Below are 20,293 nucleotides of genomic sequence, written 5' to 3'. Positions count from 1 at the left end.
AGTTTTTTAAGCTTCCTGTGCAGGTATTTAAGATGTTTCGAAGGGCACTGACTTTCCTTCTTCAATTGGCCGGAAAGGATTGCTATACTAGTGGCATTACACGCCGACCATGCGGAGGACATGATGAACTATTTGTTCGAGCCCGTTCAGTTAGGCAACAAGCCGCTCCTATACGGTCCAACCACTCGCTCGACAGCATCCTATCCAGGGTTCTACCACTGGCACCAGTGCTGCGAGATGCTGTACATTCGTGAAGGTAACGGATTCGTCATCGTCAATCAGAAGACCTATGAGATGAAACCGGGCATGCTGTTCTTCTTCCAGCCCTTCCAGCTGCATAAGGTCTACGCCGACGTAAACGAAGACGCGCCTTATGTCCGGACGATGATGTTTTTCGATCCGCATTATTTTCACCGGGCGCTGCTCCCCTTCCGCTCTCGTCACGCCCTGTTCGAACGACTATGGAGAAGCGCGCATGCCGAGCCGCTTGATCTTCGGCCCCATAGCGATTATCTTGAGCAAGTATTCGCCCTGTACAACGAAAAGTTCAAAGATGGCAACGGCATCAGCGAGGAGGAAGATATGACGATGCTGCTCCTCCACATGCTAGAGGCCGCAGTAGTAGAGGGCGGGATGCAGAAAGACGCTGCGATCGAGATTCGTCCCTTCTCGTATGTCGAGCGGATCATGAACTGGATTGAAGCACATTACACCGAAGAGATTCATTTAGAGGATATCGCCGACCATCTGCACCTCTCCAAATTTTATATCTCCCGGCTGTTCCAGCAAAAGACTGGCGGCAGCTTAAGCGAATATATTACGGCAAGGCGCATCAAGCAGGCGTGCCGGCTGCTGCAGAATTCCGAACATTCCGTCGAACGGATCGCTGAAGAGGTCGGGTATCCGAACGCCTCATATTTCATCCGGTTATTCAAAAAGGTAATCGGCACTACGCCGCTGAAATATCGCAGCGCAGCCCGGCAGCTGGAATAAAAAGAGGAGCCTAGCATTCCGAGACATCCCATCCCAGGTCAGCTAGACTCCTCTTGTTCGTTAATCGCGCAGCAGGGCTCCTACCACAGGTACAGGTCATTGCCTTTGAGCTTGAAGATGGCTTCCATGAAGAAATAATCGCCATAGATGATCGGGTGATGGTGGGCCTTCATATGATACGCCGCAGAACCGCGCTGAACGATCGCGTCCGACGCCCGGGACCAATCACAGCGTTCATCGACGACTCGGAGCAATTTCAGCGCCGCCTCCAGATAGAGCCGCTGCTCGTACTTACCGACAACCTTCGCAATCTCGATTAATCCGCAGGCTGCGATCACAGCTGCCGTATCGTCTTCCAGCCTAGGCTCTGCAGGCTGTCTGAAATCGACCGGGATGACGCCGTCCTCCGGCATATTCGCCATAAAATAATGCGCGATGCGCTTGGCCGTCTGCAAGTATTCATCCTTCTGCGTATGATTGTAACTCATCATATATCCGTACAGCCCCCAGGCCTGGCCTCTCGTCCACGAGGAACCTTCCTCATACCCTTGACCGCCATACGTGCGAACGACGCCGCCATTCTCCGGATCGAATTCCACGATGTGGTTTACCGATCCATCCGGTCGGACGAAAGCTTCCATCGCCGTATCAGCATGCTTGAGCGCAATCTGCTTGAAGCGAGGATCACCCGTCTCATCAGAGGCCCAATATAGAAGTGGGATGTTCAGCATGCAATCGATAATTGCCCAGCCTCTTGTATCGCCTTCCTCCAGGTCGTTCCATGCCCGTATAAAACCGCCGGCCAGGTTGAATCGACCTGCCAACAGGTTCGCAGCATGCAAGGCACGTCGGCGCGATGCCGGATTCTTCGTCACTCTGTAGTTCGCGACGCTTGTCGGCATCCACATGAAGCCGACGTCATGATGCAGCCCATAGAACTCCTCAAAGCAGCGATCCAGCATCTCCTCCGAGATCTCGGCGATTGCTTTGTATTCCTCTCTGCCGGTCTCGTGATGCATCAGCCACATCATGCCGCCCCAGAAGCCATTGGTCCACCAGTTGATGCCATCGGCCAGGTCCCCCGACGGATTATAGGCAGCGCGGTCATCATGCGTGCCATCAACCGTTGTGTATGGGATTTTGTAACGGGATTTCTCACTGACCCATTCCATCTTCGCCGTCAATCTGCCGATGATATCTTGCAGCCATTGTTGTTCTTTCGTTTGCAGCATCGTCGAAATCCAACCTTTCTTGTCGTAAATTTTTGTAAGCTTGTCATTCATGTGCTTCCAATGGACTTGATTATACCCCCTCGTAATGAACGAAAGTTGCCGTAAACAGACCAGAAATGTTCCTTTCTTGCGCTATGCGAAGAAAGAGTCGGCCTTTCGCAGAATGTTGACCCCGTCGCCCGAAGGAAAACGCCTTCAAATATGACTCTAACAAAACCGTCGCTCTACTTGGATGCTCTTTTTCATGTTTCTTGTGTGTTTTTTAAGAAAAGGGCACCTCTCCATGTAGAGGCGTTGCCTTTTCCCTGCTGTAGCTAGCCCTTGCAATAGCAAAAGCTGCAGATGAGGTCACCCCCTCTGCAGCCTTCCTGATCCGAATCGTTTATTTGGACTCGCCGGAAGTCCTGAACTCCTGCGGCAGCTTCCCGTATTGCTTCTTGAACATGTCGCTGAACTGTCTGGCATTGTTGTAGCCGACTTCCTCAGCGATCTGGTACACCATCAGATCGGACTGTAAAAGGAGCTTAACAGCCTGCTTCATACGGACTTCGGTCAAATACTGCTTGAAGTTCATCCCCGTATGTTTCTTGAAAAAGCTGCTGAAGTAATACGGGTTCATGAAGATCTTGGAGGCAGCCCCTTCGAGGGTGATGTTCTCCCGATAGTTGTTCTCGATATAGGACTTCACTGTCATTAGCTGCTGGCCTTCCCTGCCTGCTGTCTCCAAACGCAAGGCAAGGTTGTACGCGACGTTCCGCAGGTACGTCTTAAGCTGGGCGTATTTAGCTAAGCCGTGCATCGCGTTCAAATGCTGCTGGAGCTCGGTCTCATCCAGCACGATTCCGATTTCCGCCAAGCCATCCGCCCAATCCGTGATCGTGCCGTAGGCGGCCATAATCGTCTTCTCCCTGCTACCGCCGACATGAAGCTCGATCTTCTCGAATAACGCCTCACATACCGCATTCAGCAGCTCCCGGTCTTTCTTCAAGAACGATTCCAGCACGCGATTCCTCGCTTCGCCAAGCTCTCTAGCTGATACCAGGCTCTCCCATTTCTCATCCGACCAGCACACAACTGCCCCGGTGTCAGCGAAGAAACTACGATTCAACGCTTCCGTTGCCGTTTGGTAGGAACTGCGAATGCCCTCGATGCCAAGCTGCTCCTCCCCGATTCCAATCGACAAAGTGATCTTCAGGAAGTTCGCTGCATGCTGGCTGATCTCCGCAGCGAGCTCCTTCATGGACGTTGCCTGGCTATGATTCACAATGGCACAGATTCGGTCTCCCTTTCTGACCAGCACGCCTGCGGCGACGCGTGTCATCAGCTCCTCTGCCATATTGCTGATGGCAAACAGCAGCAGACGCCGCTCATGCTCGCCCCAACGGACTTCCGACTTCTGCAGCTCCGGCTCAAGCAGCAAGACGGTGTAGCAATCGAATTCGCACCCGGATCCAAGCATACGCAGCTTCTCCTGCGCCTCCTCCTTCCGAATGTCGCCGTCGATCAGGCGATCGAACAACTCCTCGAGCTGGGTTTTGCGATCCTTGTGCTCGTACCGGGCCAGCTTGTGCTTGGTTTCGCGTTCCTCGGACTCCTCCTGCAGCAGCGATAGGGCACGCTTGACCGCTGATAGCAGCAGCTCCTTCTCGATCGGCTTCACCAGATAGTCGACGGCTCCCAATGCCAGCGCTTCCTTCGCGTAAGAGAATTCCTGATAGGCGCTGATGAAGATCACTTTCGTGCCGAGGCCAAGCCTCCCAATCTCCTTCAGCACCTCGATTCCCGTTCCGTCCGGCATGCTGATATCGGTAATGACGATTGACGGACGCTCCTGCTGCACCAGCTCCATCAGCCCTCGTCCTGTCCACGCCTCCCCTAGGATTCGGATGCCGAGTTCCTCCCAGGGGATCAGTTTCTTCATGCCTCTGATGATGATCGGTTCATCGTCAGCAAGAACGACATTGGTCATGGCCCGCTCCCCTCTCTCCGGTAAGGCAGATACAGCCTTACGGAAGTCCCTATATCCGGCGTGCTGTTCAGATGGACGCCATTGCCTGGTCCGTAAAGCGCTACTAACCGGTCATGCACATTCTTGACACCGATCCCGCCATTGTCATGTTGATTCGAAGGAACATCGCCGGCAGACCCGCCGATGGAATTACCGCTAAGCTTCACCTTCAGCTGTTCCAGCTTGTCGCGATCCATCCCGATCCCGTCATCATCAACAGTAATGACTAGCTTGTCTTCCACAATGTCTGCGGAGATCCGGATCGTCCCTTTGCTTATCTTCGGCATAATACCGTGATAGATCGCATTCTCCACCAACGGCTGGATAGATAATTTAGGCAGCTTGCAGTCCAACAGATCTACGCCGATTCGGATGTCCATTGCCAGCCGATGCTCGCCGTACCGCAGCTCCATCAATTTAAAATACTGCTCGATATTTGTTTTCTCATCTAGAAGAGTCACGGTCTCTTCCCCGTAATCCAGCACATATTTCAATTGCCGGGACAAAGCGAGGATCATGTCTGCCACTTCCTCATCGTCGTTGGCGACCGCGCTCATGCGGATCACCTCCAGCGTATTGTATAGGTAATGCGGACGAATCTGGCTCTTCAAGGCGGTCAGCTCGGCCTGCTTTTGTTTGATCTGAGCTACGTATACTTCGTCAATGTAGTTTTTGAGCCGGTCGGTCATCTTATTAAACCCCCGAGCGAGCATGCCGATTTCGTCGGGGCTCCTCACTGGGACTTGCGTATCGAAATCTCCGGATTCCACTTTCGCCATATGACGGATGATGACGCGGATCGGGTTCGACAGGTTATTGGAGAACCAAACCGCTACGATGATGAGCGAGACGATCGAGAGGGCGATGACCAGGGCAATCGTCCCTTTGATGCCGTTGATTTTACGGAATAATTCATCCTTGTTCACCTCGCCGATGACGCGCCATCCCGCATTCGGAAGATCCTGCGTTACATATTGATAAGCGTCGGAATCAGAAGCATGGAAACTCTGTCCGATTCGATCGGTTTTATTGCTGAATAAAATCCAGCCGTTCTGGTCGACTACGTACATACCGTCATGCTGGTCCACGGTCAAGCGCTCGAAAATATCTTCGAACGCATCGAGCGAGATATCCATATACAAGCTGCCGACGACTTTGCCGTCCAGTCCTGCGCTGCCGACCACATCGATCAAATTGCGAGCGAACGTCAGGACATTGGTTCCCGAATTCAAATAATAATCCTGACGATGCGTAGGTATCATGACTAGCTGGTTCGGCTGCTCCAAGAGCGCCATACGCCATTCCGGAGGAGGGAAGTCGACGCGGAAGTCGATCACGCCTCCGATCCGGTTTCGATCGCGGTAACTGCCGTCCGGGAACACGAAGGCTGCGCTGCGTATGTGCACATCTGTGGCTACAACGGTCTGCAGCAGATCGTCCACGGCCGCTGCGACCTCATTGTCGTTCTTGGACGTTCCGGGCGCGATGCGTCTGGCTAATTGCCCAACGCCACCCTGTTGGCCGTACGAATACATCAGCTTGGAAATATTATTGTATTTGGTATAGAACTCATCCACGTTATTGCCTGCATTCATTACCATCTGCTCGAAATTATTGATGGAGTACCGCTCCATATAATTGCCGAACGTATTGAGCGAGAAGTAGCTTACGGCGAAAAGTGGTATGAGTCCGACGATAATGAAGGACAGCGCGAACTTCGCAAAAATGCTTCTTCGCAACCGGTTCAATCTGAATGCTCTCAACGATAGATAGCCTCCTTCATAGCCGGTTCCGCATACGGATTACGAGCATGATCACTGCCCTAACATCATAACATTGCCAAGCATGGGATGACCATGTGCATTACGAGTACTCCCGATAGGTGAAGTAATCAAAGTCAGCGTGCAGCATCGTCCCATTCAAATCCTGCGCGCACACCCCTGCGAACGCGCCCGTAAAGGATAATTTGTTCTTATATTCGTCCGCGAGCAGGCCCGTATATAACTCGGATCCAATCGGCTGCCAGCTCGAGCCGTCCTGAGAATAGCTGAAACGCAGCTTATCCTGGTCGATCGACGTTTTCAAATATATGCGGCCCCAGCCTGGAATCGCCTTCGCATCCAACTCGTCAATCTGGCCTTGGTCGCTGACGATGACTTTCAGATGTTTGCCGAGTTCCTCATCGTGGCTGATCCGCAGATAATAATGATCCTGATCATCATAGTAGAGCACGAGTCCGGCCATCTGATTGAAGTTCTCCGGCTCGAACTCCAAGCATGTCTCGATCTCACAGCGAAAGCTCTGGATGCGCCTTGCGACCATGCTCTGCCGATGAATTGAATACAAGGATTCTCTCCCTCGAAGACGCAGATAGCCTGGACGTTCCGTCAGACTGATCCATGAGGAATCCGCAGGCGTACGAAGGGTATGCCAATGGACGCTGAGTCTCGCATCATCGAACTCATCCCGCTCGGGTTCCACCGTGAACGGATGTGGAGGAAGCGCCGGCTCGGGCACCTGCAGCTCAGGCAGTCTGCCGCCCGAGGACAGACGCAGCCAGCCGTCTTCGGTCCAGGTTAGTTTCTGAATCGAGGTCTCTCGGCCGAGCGGACTTAATCCGCTCCCGTCCGGTAGCTGTCTGCTGCAAATATGCACCATATACCACTCTCCGTTCTGCGTCTCGATGAGCGAACCGTGACCTGCCTTCTGCAGCGGGTACTCGGGATGGCCTTTCGTCGTCAGGATGGGATAGTGCGGATCAATCTCGTACGGCCCTTCTACCGCCCGGGAACGCATCAGCGTCGCCGCGTGATTGATGCCTGTGCCTCCTTCCGCTACGAGCAGGTAATAATATCCGCCCTTCTTGTACACCATCGGGCCTTCTGTAACGCCAAGATCCGTCCCTTGGGTCACCAGCTTGACCGGACCCGTCAACTTCCGCTCGCCCGGATCATACTCCTGCATGATGATACCGGCAAACCGATTCTTGCCTTTGCGGAAATCCCACTGCATATTGAACAGATACTTGCGGCCGTCCGTGTCATGGAATAAGAAATGGTCGAAACCGCTGGAATTGAGATAGATTGGCTCGGACCATGGACCTTCGATGGAGGGCGCCATCACGACGTAATTATGGAGATCCTTATATACGCCTTTGCGGCCGACCACATTGGTAAAGCATAGATAATACATCCCTTCGTCATAGCTAAGGGAAGGAGCCCAAATTCCACCGGAGCTCGGAACGCCTCTTAAATTCAGCTGGCTCTCGCGGGTCAAGACATGCGTGAGCGGTCTCCAATGGACAAGATCCTTGGAATGGTGAATGAGAACGCCAGGGAACCATTCGAAGGTCGAGGTGGCGATGTAGTAATCATCTCCGACCCGGATAGCTGAGGCGTCGGGGTTAAACCCGCGTAAGATCGGATTGTGAATCATCGTATTACCCTCCTTCAGTGTTCGCATTGTTTAATGGATTAGCACTTAATCGATATGCGAAAAACCGCACCTGAACGCCAGGAGCGGCCCCTCGCCTTACCCTTTCGTAGCGCCTGCAGCGATCCCTTTGACGAAATACTTTTGCAGGGCGATGAACACGATCAGAACGGGAACGATGGACATCGTCGTGCCGGCGAATACCAAATCCCATTGCGAAGCAAGCTCGCCGACGAATCGGAAGATCTCGACTATCAGCGTCCGTTGATCGGAATGGAGCACCAGACTTGGCATGAGGAAGTCGTTCCATATCCCGAGGCCCTGAAGCACGACCATACTTGCAGTACACGGGCCGAGCAGCGGGAACACGATCTGCCAGAACGTCCGCACCCGGGTACAGCCGTCGATCGCTGCGGCTTCCTCGATCTCAGCCGGAATGCCTTTGATGAAGCTCGTATAGAGCAGGACGCCCATGCCGACCGAACCGGAAATATAGATCAGGATCGGGGCCGTCAATGTGCCGTATAGACTCAGCGTTTTCATCTCTTTGAACAGCGGAATCATGTATACTTGGAACGGGATCATCATCCCCGCCAGGAAATAGACGTACACGGCATTCGTCCACTTCTTCCCGGTGCGCTCGATCGCATAAGCGGCCATCGGGATGATGCCGATCATGCATACGATGGATATGACGGTCAGTATTAGGCTGTTGAGCATCGCCTTTGGAAAATCCGTCTGCGTCAGCAGATACTTGAAGCTGTCCAAATACAAACCCGCCGGAAGCGATATGGCGTTCCGCAGAATCTCCCCGTTCGTCTTGAACGCCGATATCAAGCTGAAGAAGACGGGAAAGAAGAACAGAACTGCTAATACGAGAGCCGCAATGAACATGATGATTTCAATGCGAAGTTTGGCCTTGTCCATGCTACATCTGCACCTCCCGTTTGCGAAGCAGCTTAATCTGGATCAGGGACACGATAAGAATTAAGACGAACAGCATCAGCGACAGTGCGGTTCCGTATCCTTGGCGGAGCTCACCGAAGCCTACCTTATAGACGATGTATGTGAGCGTCTCGGTCGAGAAGCCTGGGCCGCCGTCCGTCATGACAGCAATCTGATCGAAGATCTTCAGCGCGCCGATCATAGATAACATGACGCTGACTGTCATGGCGCCCGCCAGGAGCGGGAACGTAATGTGACGGAATCGCTGCCAGCGGTTCGCCCCGTCAATCGCGGCCGCTTCGTTCAGTTCCGGCGGAATGCCCTGAAGCCCCGCCAAGTAAATAATCATATAGTAGCCCGAGCCCTTCCAGACGGTGGTGATGATGATGGCCAAGAGCGCATAATTCGGACTGCCCAGCCAATCGATTTTCCAATCGCTTAGGCCGATCCGGTCGAGCAATTGGGAGATAACGCCAAAGTTATAGTTGAAGATGATCGCCCATACGAAACCCATGACGATCCCGCTAAGCAAGACGGGAAAATAGAAGATGCTACGGAACAAGCTTTTAAACCAGCGCACCTGATCCACCAGAATGGCGAGAATAAGAGCTGCAATGTTCTCAAGAACGACTAACGAGATGGACAGAATCAACGTGTTCTTCAATGCGTTGTAGACGCGTTCGCTGTGGAACATCTCCACGAAATTGTCGAAGCCGATATAACGTATCTCATTACTGACACCATCCCAGCTCGTGAAGCTGAGGTTCATGCTGTTTAAAGTCGGATAGATAACGAATGCGGTATACAGGATAAAAGCAGGAAGAATAAACCAAATCGAATAGGAAAGCCGGATTCTCTTTTTGGCTGTTCCAGTTGCGATTACGGGTATCGTTTCTTTGTTAGCCATGCGCTCACTCCTAAAGCCTGCTGTGTGAGGAGGAGCAGCCGTAGCCGGCTGCTTCTCATCTCGGGCAATCAAGATTTTATTTCGCGGCTGTGTTCGCCTTCACGTTGGCATCCCACTCCGCGTCGGCTTTCTTCATATACTCCGCACTAAAGTCGCCTTTGGTCAGCCACTCCTGCGCCAGCTTGTAGAACCAGTTTCTCCATTGTGTCGGCATCTGGGCTTCGCCCCAGAAAGCGTTGATCTGCATGGACTTGATCGTATTCGGGTCGTTCATTACCTCAAGCACGCGGTTCATCTGCGGCGAAGCCTCATACGTGATCGTTTCCTTCGTCGTCGGGATGCCGTTGACCGCCTGCACGAACTTCGTATATTGATCCTTCGAGAAGAAGAACTTCACGAATTCCGTTATGGCCGCTTGCTTGTCCGCATCCTTGTTCGCCGCGGTCGAGATCGCCCAGCCTTGCAGGTTGTTCGCTCCGTTGACGACGATTCTGCCTTTACGGTCCGGAACCGGGTACCAGCCGAAATCGAAGTTCGGATCGGCTTGCGAGATCTGTGCGAACATCCAAGGACCGGAGAATAATTGAGCTGCTTTGCCTGTCACCAGCATCGAAGCCGTCTGGTTGTCAGCCGTGCTCGCCCACCCTTTTTCCACATAGCCCTTGGTGAACAGCTCCGTAAAGTCCGTCATCGCCTGCATCGGGCCGGCGTCGGTGAAGCTTACTTCGCCCTTGGTCCGCTTAGCGTTCCATTCCGGATCGTCGGCGAACATATCGTCCATGAAGAATTTGTTGATCCAGAATCCCCAGTGGAAAATATCTTTGCCTCCGAAGGTCAGTGGCGTAATGCCGCTCGACTTCAGCTTCTCTTGAGCTGCGAGAAATTCGTCATACGTCTTCGGCTCTGCCGTTATCCCGGCGTTTTCATACGCCTTCTTGCTGTAGATGATCCCATGCGGGAACGCGCCGACGATCGGTGCGGTATAATGCTTGTCATTCAGCGTAGGCGCATCCGCGACCAAATCGAGCCATTCCTGTGGAAGTTCCGCAATCTTACCCGCTTCCGCGAACAATTGGGTATCGCGCATCTCGATCAGGTCCGGAAATTCACCCACGGCTTCCTTCGTCTTAAGCCAATCCAGGTAGGCCATCGAGCCTCCCTCGGACAGGTCATTGATCTTGATGTTCGGATTGGCTTTTGTGAATGCCGCGACTGCGTCCGCCATCGCCTGTTTCGTTGCCGGGTCACCGGTTGCATAGCCGATGGTGAACGTAACTTCTTTCTTCGCTGGTTCGCTCGAAGGCGAAGCCGTGTTTGAGTTAGCCTTGCCGCTATCGTTGTTGCCACCACAGGCCGACAGGATAAGTGAAAGCGCCATGACGATAGTAACGGATAATGCCATTGTTTTTTTGTGCTTTATCATTGCTGGGTGAGCCTCCCTTTTTTTGCTTCTTCATTCGTCAGAAGGAACGGTGCCAGATATATGAACACCGCTATCATTTCCGTGTCTTAAAGTTATCATAGACCCAAATTGCTTAGTATGCTGTTTTTTAAGCTTGATATGCGGGAATTTAAGAAGTAGGGAGGTTGGGCTGGCTGCGTCAGCAGTGAGGGAAAGTGCTGCCCAAGAGCAGGCTTGGCGAGAGGCAATCACCCTCAGCTTGAACCAGTGGGAGAAACTGACGGTTTTCCTAAGGCATGGACGGATAGAGATCGACAACAACCGAAGCGAAATGTCAATCAAGCCGTTTGTGATCATCGGGCTGAGGAACTGCGCGATGCAGAGGCGAGCGCGATGATCTGCAGCTTGATTGAAACGGAGAAGGAGAACGGTTTGAACCCGTTTCAATATTTGAAGTACCTGTTCGAACAGCTGCCGCAGCTTGACGATCCGAAAGATCCTCAATCGCTGGTATATCCTCATTGGTCTAAATGCATATTTATACACGAAGTGCAATTTCGCACAAATTCTGTAATTTGTCCGTTTTAACACATAAAAAATGCTTGCTACGCGGAAATCCAACGGCAAGCATTTTTTATGACAAGTCCATTATATACGACCAGAAAATAGGCTGCCATTACCCATAATTCATCCTTTAACTGCCCCATTTGTTAATCCACTGACAATGAATCGTTGTACGAATAGAAAGATAAGGACAACCGGTAATATACTAACCGTACCAAAAGCCATCGTATTGTTCCATGAAGTACTTTGGAATCCCAGGAATGTATATATACCTGCTGTAATAGGCCGCATGCTTTCTTTGCTAATAAAGGTCATACCATAGGCCAGATCGCCCCACGCAAACAAGAACGAGAATACCATGGCTACAACGACACCCGGCACGGCGATTGGCAGCATGATGCGATAAAAAGTCGTAAACGTATTGCATCCGTCGATCTTTGCTGATTCTTCAAGCTCCTTCGGCAGGGTGACGAAATAGGTGCGCAGCGTAACGATTGAAAACGGAATACCCGCAGTTGCGTTAGCCAAAATCGTGCTCCAGTAATTAGCCCCAAGCAACCCCATATGCTTGAACATAATAAACAAGGGCGTTAGCAGCAGCGATGCAGGAAGCATCTGTGTCACTAGAAACATGAGCAAAAATAAATATCTGCCTGGGAACCGGAAACGTGCAAGTCCGTAGGAGGCCGGAATGGCCAGCAACGTAGAGACGGCTAACGCTCCAAAAGCGATAATCGCGCTGTTCTTGAACCCCTTGAACAAATCATAGGAGGATCCGGACAATTGGTTGATATAGGAATCCAATTGAAGATGATTGGGAAACCATGTAGGCGGGGATTGAAATATCTCCGCTTCCGTTTTGAGTGACGTTACAACCAGCCAATAGACCGGAAACAGAAACATGGCTACAAGCAGTATACTTAAAGTTGGCACAATCGAACGTTTAAATTTCTGTTTCCCTCTTGCTTGAGCGTTCGCTGGCTGCGTTATTCGTACAGCATGTCCGGGGTTTTTCATGCCCGTTCCCCCTTATTCACAATTCTTAGGTAGATGATTCCGACGATAAGAAGAACAAGGAACATGACATTGGATACCGCGGCTCCTTGACTGTATTTGAATTCATCGAACGAAAGCTTGTAAGCATAGGTTGACATCATCTGCGTTGCATTGACGGGTCCTCCGTGCGTCGTAATCAGCACCAACTCAAACACTTTAAAGGTATAGATGAAGCCAAGTACGAGCAATGACATAATGGTTGGCTTTAACAGCGGCAGCGTAATTTTGTAAAACCGCTGGACGACGTTCGCTCCATCGATCGAGGCACTTTCATATATATCTCGCGGGATCGTAGTTAACCCTGTCGTAAGCAAAATCATATTGAACGGAACACCGATCCAGCTGTTTGCTACGATTAGAACGATCATCGCGGTGACCGGCTTGACGAGCCACTCAATTGGCTGGTCAATGATATGCAATTGCATTAATAGTTCATTAGCAATTCCATCCGAACTGAATATAAACTTGAACATCATCGCTGTAATCGTAGCTGGCAGCAGCCAACTAATCATAACAAGACCTCTAAGACGCGGAGCTAGCCGAAATGGAAGCGAAAACAACATGGCCAATCCCAAACCGATGATAAACTGAATAAGGATACTACCTACCGTGTAGATCAACGTATTAAGCAACGCTTTGCCAAGTATCCCTTCCTGGAATAATTCTTTGTAATTATCCCACCCCACGAATGGTTGATCTCCTGTAGCGATATTCATGACGTTGACGTCGATAAAGCTCAATCGAATGTTATCAATCATTGGATATCCAACAAAAATCAGCATATAGATTAGCGCGGGGAGTACAAACAAGTACCCAGCTATTCGTTCTTTGGACATCGCCATCGTTCATTACACCTTCCGGTTAAAGAATCGGAGTACATGAAGCTTTACACGTACTCCGTGTTTTGCCGTATATCTTATTTCCCCAGAATTTTATTGATTTTTTCCTGAGCATTTTTCGTGATGTCGGATACAGGAGCATCCTGCGTCAGTGATTCCACAAGAGCCTCTGACATAACATTGGAGATTTCCGGCCATTTTGGATGTGGACCACGAGGCTGCGCATAGTTCATATTTTCCGTAAACACTTTGAGTTGCTCGTTCTCCGACCAATACGGATCAGCTGCTACGTCTTTACGCGTAGGGAAATAACCGAAACTTTGAGCGAATGTTGTAAGCACCTCTGGCGAAGTGACATATTTGATGAATTCGACCGCTTCGGCCTCGTTATCACCTTTCACAACACCAAGGTTTTCACCTCCGAGCACCGATGCAAACTCCTTGTCCTTCGGTACGAGTGCAAGGCCGTATTTCAGTTCAGGAGCCGTCGTTTTCAATTCAGGAAGCTGCCAAGGACCATTAATCATCATGGCGACTTTACCCGTTGCGAACTTCTTCATCAGGTCGGACTGCGTCCAGTTGATGACCTCTGTACTCATCGAACCATCTTTCACGAGATCCCCTAGAAAACCGAATGCCTTAGCGCCTTCTGGTGTGTTCAAGTTGTCATAAGTTGCCCCCGCAGACAACAGCCAAGGGAGAAACTGGAATGTCCCTTCTTCATTGGCCGGCGCGCTTATTCCAAATCCCGTAACGCCATCCTTGGTAAGCTTTTTCGCAGCTGCTCGAAGCTCATCCCACGTTTGCGGAGGTGTGACACCTGAATCCTTCAATAATTTTTCATTATAAAATAATGCTAGATTATTACTGCCAAGCGGTACGCCGTATTGCTTGCCGTCATAAATCGTCGAGCTCCATGGCCCAGGGAAGAACTGATCCTTATCCGGCCATTCAGCAAGACGGTCCGTAATATCGGCGAATAATCCCATTGCCGCATATGCCGCGTGATCCGGGTTATCAATAATAACGAGATCAGGCAGGTCAGCTGATGCCAAACCGATCGACAAGCGCTTCTTGAAATCTGCAAATGGCACATAAACAGGTTCGATTACAACATTTGGATGCTCTTTGTTAAAGCCATCGGTAAGCGCTTTAATTTTGTCGAAACGCTCCTTACCCTCAAAATAGAACCACAGGGTGAGCTTTTTCGTTTCGGCTGCCTTTTTCTCCTCTGCTTCAGATTGCGAAGCTGTCTGTTTACTGGCCCCGTTAGGCTTTTCATCACTGTTGCCGCAGGCTCCAAGTAAAACAGAAAACAATAGAGCCATCATCAATCCGAGTACCCCAAACTTCTTTTTTCTCATAGCGCTACCCCCTCGAATCTTCGATCTGTAATTGATTACATCCTCATTGTAGCTTTATGAAAGCGCTCTGAAAATTTGAAATACATAATAAAGGTGGACTATTATAAGCTCATTTCAACCTTGATCTTTATGCAGACGCTGGTATTCGCCAGGCGAGATCCCCGTACTTTCTTTAAAGACGCGCGAAAAATATTTGGCATCCGGATAACCGATATTTTCCGCGATTTCGAATATCTTCATTTCCGAATGGATCAGCAGCTGCTTGGCCCGGTTTATACGTATTTCTTTCATGTAGGCTGAATAGGTTTTCCCTACTTCTTTGTTGAATAACGTGCTTAAATATTCAGGTGTAATACGAAGCATCGAGGCAATCTCTTCCAATGTGATTCCCTGTGTATAGTGGCTGTGGATCAACCTTAGTGCTTTATTCACGCTCAGGCTGTAAACTTGATCTTTCTTAAATAATGCTACTGTTTGTTTTTCAATTGATTGTAGTGCAGCAATAAACTCCGATTTCGTCTGTGCGTGTACAATCGCTTCTAGCCAACTCTTTTGCCGCTCATAGGTAATTTCATTCCCATACTCCCTAGCCAATAGGTTTAGTAGTGTCAATACAAAGCGCGTCGTTGCATCAATGAGTTGATCAGGAGGATAGATAGCGCCATAGCAAAAATTAATCCAGTCTGTGATGGCTTGCTGCAGCTGCTTCCCATTAGAATCGGTAACAGCGGCTCTCATCCGGTTCTCCAACTGCTCCGGATAATGAAATTGCTTCACGTTCAATGACCCTATCGCCTTCTCGCTTAAGATCGCCAAATTGGTGTCTATGATCGACCATTTGCGATATTGGCATAGCTGTCTGAATCCATCGCGCATCTCAGATAGATTCTCTAAACGTGTCATGCTGATAACGACCTGCTGTTCTGCGTTCTTGAGAATCGCGTCCATACTGAGCAGTGTTACTGCTCCCTCATACAGATCTTGAGGCATTAACAGATTAATGGAACGATCCGTAGGCACAGCGAATAAGAAACTACTGTTATCTCTAAATGACTTGTCTTGCCATATGCCCTTGATCTCTTCCCAGACATCATTGAAACGTGCTCCGGCATACCACTGAACCCATTGAAAGGGGCGATTAGCATCTACCGCCACAATTCGTTCCAAGTAGCGGCTTACGAGAGAAGTATTCACATCGTCGCGCGTAATGGTCCTGACGATCAAATGCTCTGCTTGCTCAGCCGGTGGAAGATTCGGAAGCCCCAGCAATTGCTGATCGACTAATTCCTGTTCGATGGTCAATAGTGCTGCTCTTAAATCATTGGCTGTGATCGGCTTCTCCAAGTAATCCACGACTCCTAATTGCAGCGCTTTTCTTGCATATTCAAATTCAGAATATCCGGTCAGAACAATCGTTTTGTGTGTATGCCCGATTTTCTTCAACTTGTCCAGCATTTCGATGCCCGACATGACGGGCATCTTAATATCCGTAATGACCAGATCAGGCCGGATGCGGTCGATGCACTCGAATCCTTCCTGGCCGTTTTCAGCTTCCGCTACAACCTGATACGCAGCATTGATTCGTTCAATAAGTCGAACGATACCTTCTCTTGCATTGGCTTCATCTTCGACGACGACAATCCTCATCTTGCATCCTCCCTTTCGCTCCTATACGGTAGTTGGATGACGACGACGGTCCCTACGCCCTTAACACTCTCTACATGAAACATGGATTGATTTCCATAATAAATTTCAAGACGCTCCCTAACATTCTGCATGCCGACCCCCTGTGGTGCAGAATGTATTGCATTCAAGCATTCTTCATCCATGCCGACTCCATTATCCTTTACGACGATTACGAGCGATTGATCCTCGGCAATCGATATCGTAAGCTGTAATAAGCCGCCTTCCTTGCGTCCTTCGAATCCATGAATGATCGCATTCTCAATGATTGGCTGGAGCAGCAGTTTCGGAATCGGAAATGATAGCGCTTCATCCGAACATTGAATTTCGCATCGGAACGAAGAACGGAAACGGTATTGCTGCAAATAAATGTATCGATCCATCCACTGCAGCTCCTCGCGAACCGTAACCCGTTTGTTACTGTCTTTAATGCTGTACCGGAGTATCTGTGCTAGTCCTTTCAGCATAGCGCTGATTTGATGCTCTTCTTTTTCTATCGCCATCCAGTTAATAGAATCAAGTGTATTATAGAGAAAGTGAGGGTTGATTTGGGCCTCCAGTGCTCGAATCTCGGCTTCCTTCTGCTTATCTACCGCTTTCTTGGTTTCAACCATCAGTTCATTGATTCGCTGCATTAATTTATTGAACCCAAACGCAATATGGGAAATCTCATCCTTGGACTGTTCGTTGTCAATCTGAACATTTAGAATACCTTGCTGGGCCACTTTCATACCTCGCAGAATATTGCGAATGGATGATGACAATCTTCCGGAGAAATAGTAAATAAGAATGATGGTAACCAGTACTGCCAGCAAACCAATGAGAATGCTGAGACGCCTCATTGCGTACATCTCGTTGAACAATTCATTCTCATCGATCAAGTTGTTGATAATCAGACCGCTTTTGCTATTGAGAAATTCATTCCGTATCGTGGAATGTGAGGAAACACTTGAAATCGTACTGCCAATGGCTGATTTATCCGGCGAGGAGACGATAACTCCCTGCTTGTTTACAAGATAATTACGATTATCGATGTCGTTAGGCGACGATGAACTCAATTCCGTTAAGTTTATCGCTTGGGCCAGTACGGATTCATAAACCGTAATGACGACAACGCCGACTCCGCTCAAGCTTAAATTGTTATAATCGATGAGCTTATGGGCCATGTGGAAACCGTATTGCTCCTTATTGTTGATGTTATCGATTTTCACAGGCTCATAAATCAGTGTTCTGGGTGCAGCAATCGCTTGTTTATAAATCGTTAGCGTTCTTACATCGTCTGCTTGCACCCATAAATTATCATAAGGTGAACCCGTCTGCCGGTCATAACTAACATTAACCCCTCCAGCAGTAAAAATCGAAACACTTCGGATGCCTTCCTTAGCATAGGAGTAACTCGCAAGAATGTTGATGAGCCGCCGCTTACTTAATTCGATGTTTGATTTAGCTAAATTAACGGCATTGACCAGTTGGATCACCTCATCATTGGTGATGATCTGGTTGATGATATCATCATAGGCTTGTATAGAGGTGTCCATGCTCTTGGATGTCTGCAATAAATTCGCTCTTACAAGAACATCGATTTTATCTTTCATCGCACTGCTTGAGACGTAGTACGAAATAATTTGTACAAGAACAACCGGCAATAGGCTTACAAGCATAAAGGATACAATTAATTTATTGCGAAAACTGAACCCCCGCTTCCACATCGATATGTTCATCTCCTGTTAACTTGACTTTGATTCTACATACAGTCATATTATCAGTAAAATGGACAGCAATAACAGTCAAAGCACCTGCATATAACAGCAGGTGCTTTGTATTTCGAATAACACTTAGTTAAATCAATGCTTTTCATGAACGGGAAATTCGGCCTCGTTCCTGAAGAAGAGCGGCATCCAATCGATCGGAGCATCACACTGGATCCATTGACCGCCATCGAAAGTTTTTCCGCTTGCCGCATCCTTCCATACCGCACCAGAAGGAAGATACAATGTTCTTGTCCGATCCCCATGAACAAGGACCGGTGCTACGAGAATATCCGGACCGAACATATATTGATCCTCAATCGACCAGGCTTCCGAATCAGCAGGGAACTCATAGAAAAGCGGCCGCATGACCGGCGTTCCTTTGCGATGGGAATCCTCCATCAAGCCTCGGATATATGGGCGAAGCCTCTCTCGAATTCGCATATATTTGGTGAAAATGTCGTATGCTTCATCACCGTAGCTCCATACCTCGTTCGCCGCTCCGCTCCAACACATGCCGCCGCCAGATGTACCTATTGGTGCCCCGGCAGGTTCGCGGTCACCATGCAAGCGGAAAACCGGTGAGAATGCGCCATATTGGAACCAGCGAATGATGCATTCACGGAAATCCGGGTCATTCGGGTCGCCGCCGTGGAAACCGCCGATATCCGTCGTCCACCAAGGAATACCGGCAATTCCCATGTTAAGTCCAGCTTTTAATTGATTGCGCAGCGAGTCAAAACTGGAGTCAATATCGCCTGACCATATAAGGGCGCCATACCGCTGACTCCCTGCCCATGCACAACGGACGAGGTTTACGATTCTTTCTTGTCCTTCTGCTTGCATGCCGTCATAGAACGTTTGGGCGTAATGGAGCGGATAGATATTTCCCACCTGAAGGTTTGGCCCCTTATGATAACGGTAAATATCGAAATCGTACATCGAGTATTCTGGCTCCGCTTCATCCAGCCAGAAGATGCGTACACCTTTGTCGTAATAGTTCTTTTTAGCGATTTTCCATACGTAATCGCGTGCGCCCGGATTCGTCGTGTCGTAGAATACCGTATCGCCCAGGAAGTCCATCGTCGTTCGAATGCCGCGATCGGTTCGAACCAGATAACCCTTCTGCATCATCTCTGCATAGTTCTCACTTGTTTTATCGACCGTCGGCCATATCGACACCATCAGCTCAATGCCCATCTTGCGAAGCTCGCTAACCATACCTTCCGGATCCGGCCAATAATCGGGATCGAACTTCCATTCTCCCTGCTTCGGCCAATGGAAAAAGTCAACGACGATAACGTCAATCGGCAGTCCTCTTCTCTTATATTCCCGCGCTACTTCAAGCAGCTCGTCCTGTGTCTGATAACGCAGCTTGCACTGCCAGAAGCCGAGCCCGTATTCAGGCATCATCGGAACCGTGCCCGTTACGCCGGCATAGGCTTCCTCAATCTGAGCCGGTGTATCCCCAGCCGTGATCCAGTAGTCGAACTGCTTGGACGACAACGCTTCCCATTCCGTCATGTTTTTGCCGAACGTGACTTTCCCGATTGCAGGATTGTTCCATAAGAAGCCGTACCCTTTGCTCGAGAGGGCAAAAGGAACGCTTGCCTGCGAATTACGCTGTGCAAGCTCGAGTGTACAATTTTTCATATCCAGATAAGGATGCTGATACTGTCCCATACCGAAGATCTTCTCGTTCGGGTCGGATTCGAACCTCATTCTCAACTGGTAATCGCCGCCTGGGATCGCTTTGAATTCACGCGATTGGATCATTAAGGCGCTGCAGAACTGCTTGAGATCGTTCCGGTTTCGTACATATTCTTCAAGCAGCACTTCATTGCGTTGATTATAAAAAACAATTTTGCCGCCAGCCGTCGATACGACAGCACGAATGTTTCCGTTTGTAATGGAAGCCGAATCTTCGCAGATCTGGATATTCGCGGGTACTTCCTGCACTGATAGCAGCGCCCACATATCCTCTTGCATTTCCGCTTGCTGTGTTGCTCTTACCCGAAAGCTGTTGGCCCCCCAAGGCTCAATCCACAGCTTCTCCGCGTCGAACTGCCAAATCAAACGATTGCCCTCACTCCGAAAAACACCTTGCATCTCATACACTC

Annotated in this window: 14 protein-coding genes and 1 pseudogene; 2 read left to right on the top strand and 13 right to left on the bottom strand. The window is 49.7% G+C overall.

The window, feature by feature from the left end:
* Positions 1-90 precede the first annotated feature (90 nt).
* Complete coding sequence (locus AC27KL_RS23470) at positions 91-993, top strand: AraC family transcriptional regulator (RefSeq protein ID WP_487171265.1); 903 nt, start codon at positions 91-93, stop codon at positions 991-993.
* Positions 994-1,073: 80 nt separating this feature from the next.
* Here AC27KL_RS23470 and AC27KL_RS23465 read toward each other — a convergent pair whose 3' ends face one another.
* The 7 genes from AC27KL_RS23465 to AC27KL_RS23435 form a co-directional block, all read right to left on the bottom strand.
* Positions 1,074-2,225, bottom strand: coding sequence for a glycoside hydrolase family 88 protein (locus AC27KL_RS23465; RefSeq protein ID WP_487171293.1), 1,152 nt, complete (start codon positions 2,223-2,225; stop codon positions 1,074-1,076).
* Positions 2,226-2,607: 382 nt separating this feature from the next.
* A complete protein-coding gene (locus AC27KL_RS23460; protein ID WP_487171264.1) occupies positions 2,608-4,194 on the bottom strand; it encodes a response regulator in 1,587 nt (528 codons plus the stop codon).
* The gene (locus AC27KL_RS23455; protein ID WP_487171263.1) at positions 4,191-5,996 is read right to left on the bottom strand and encodes a cache domain-containing sensor histidine kinase; all 1,806 of its coding nucleotides are present in this window, start codon (positions 5,994-5,996) and stop codon (positions 4,191-4,193) included. The genes AC27KL_RS23460 and AC27KL_RS23455 overlap by 4 nt, the downstream gene beginning before the upstream one ends.
* Positions 5,997-6,096: 100 nt before the next feature.
* Complete coding sequence (locus AC27KL_RS23450) at positions 6,097-7,668, bottom strand: glycoside hydrolase family 43 protein (RefSeq protein ID WP_487171262.1); 1,572 nt, start codon at positions 7,666-7,668, stop codon at positions 6,097-6,099.
* 96 nt (positions 7,669-7,764) lie between these two features.
* Positions 7,765-8,592: a carbohydrate ABC transporter permease gene (locus tag AC27KL_RS23445; RefSeq protein WP_487171261.1), complete on the bottom strand. Its 828-nt coding sequence runs from the start codon at positions 8,590-8,592 to the stop codon at positions 7,765-7,767.
* 1 nt (position 8,593) lies between these two features.
* Positions 8,594-9,517: a carbohydrate ABC transporter permease gene (locus tag AC27KL_RS23440; protein WP_487171260.1), complete on the bottom strand. Its 924-nt coding sequence runs from the start codon at positions 9,515-9,517 to the stop codon at positions 8,594-8,596.
* A 76-nt stretch (positions 9,518-9,593) separates the two neighbouring features.
* A complete protein-coding gene (locus tag AC27KL_RS23435) occupies positions 9,594-10,940 on the bottom strand; it encodes an ABC transporter substrate-binding protein (protein ID WP_487171259.1) in 1,347 nt (448 codons plus the stop codon).
* Between the two features lie 191 nt (positions 10,941-11,131).
* Here AC27KL_RS23435 and AC27KL_RS23430 point away from each other — a divergent pair.
* Positions 11,132-11,507, top strand: a pseudogene (locus tag AC27KL_RS23430) (IS66 family transposase); the annotation flags it as partial.
* Between the two features lie 99 nt (positions 11,508-11,606).
* Here the strand turns inward: AC27KL_RS23430 and AC27KL_RS23425 are convergent.
* The 6 genes from AC27KL_RS23425 to AC27KL_RS23400 all read right to left on the bottom strand — a co-directional run bounded on the left by AC27KL_RS23425 (position 11,607) and on the right by AC27KL_RS23400 (position 20,282).
* Positions 11,607-12,500 carry a carbohydrate ABC transporter permease gene (locus tag AC27KL_RS23425; RefSeq protein ID WP_487171258.1) on the bottom strand — a complete coding sequence of 298 codons (894 nt, stop codon included), beginning with the start codon at positions 12,498-12,500 and terminating at the stop codon, positions 11,607-11,609.
* Positions 12,497-13,381 carry a carbohydrate ABC transporter permease gene (locus AC27KL_RS23420; protein WP_487171257.1) on the bottom strand — a complete coding sequence of 295 codons (885 nt, stop codon included), beginning with the start codon at positions 13,379-13,381 and terminating at the stop codon, positions 12,497-12,499. Before AC27KL_RS23420 ends, AC27KL_RS23425 begins: the two co-directional genes overlap by 4 nt.
* A 74-nt stretch (positions 13,382-13,455) precedes the next feature.
* Positions 13,456-14,742 carry an ABC transporter substrate-binding protein gene (locus AC27KL_RS23415; protein ID WP_487171256.1) on the bottom strand — a complete coding sequence of 429 codons (1,287 nt, stop codon included), beginning with the start codon at positions 14,740-14,742 and terminating at the stop codon, positions 13,456-13,458.
* A gap of 114 nt (positions 14,743-14,856) precedes the next feature.
* Entirely contained in the window at positions 14,857-16,389 is a 1,533-nt protein-coding gene (locus tag AC27KL_RS23410; RefSeq protein WP_487171255.1) for a response regulator transcription factor, read from the bottom strand.
* A complete protein-coding gene (locus AC27KL_RS23405) occupies positions 16,386-18,134 on the bottom strand; it encodes a sensor histidine kinase (RefSeq protein WP_487171254.1) in 1,749 nt (582 codons plus the stop codon). Before AC27KL_RS23405 ends, AC27KL_RS23410 begins: the two co-directional genes overlap by 4 nt.
* A gap of 135 nt (positions 18,135-18,269) precedes the next feature.
* The gene (locus tag AC27KL_RS23400; protein WP_487171253.1) at positions 18,270-20,282 is read right to left on the bottom strand and encodes a glycoside hydrolase family 31 protein; all 2,013 of its coding nucleotides are present in this window, start codon (positions 20,280-20,282) and stop codon (positions 18,270-18,272) included.
* Positions 20,283-20,293: the final 11 nt, after the last annotated feature.

It is taken from the genome of Paenibacillus sp. YAE3, assembly GCF_057546105.1.
This window is presented reverse-complemented; position numbering and strand designations above follow the sequence as displayed.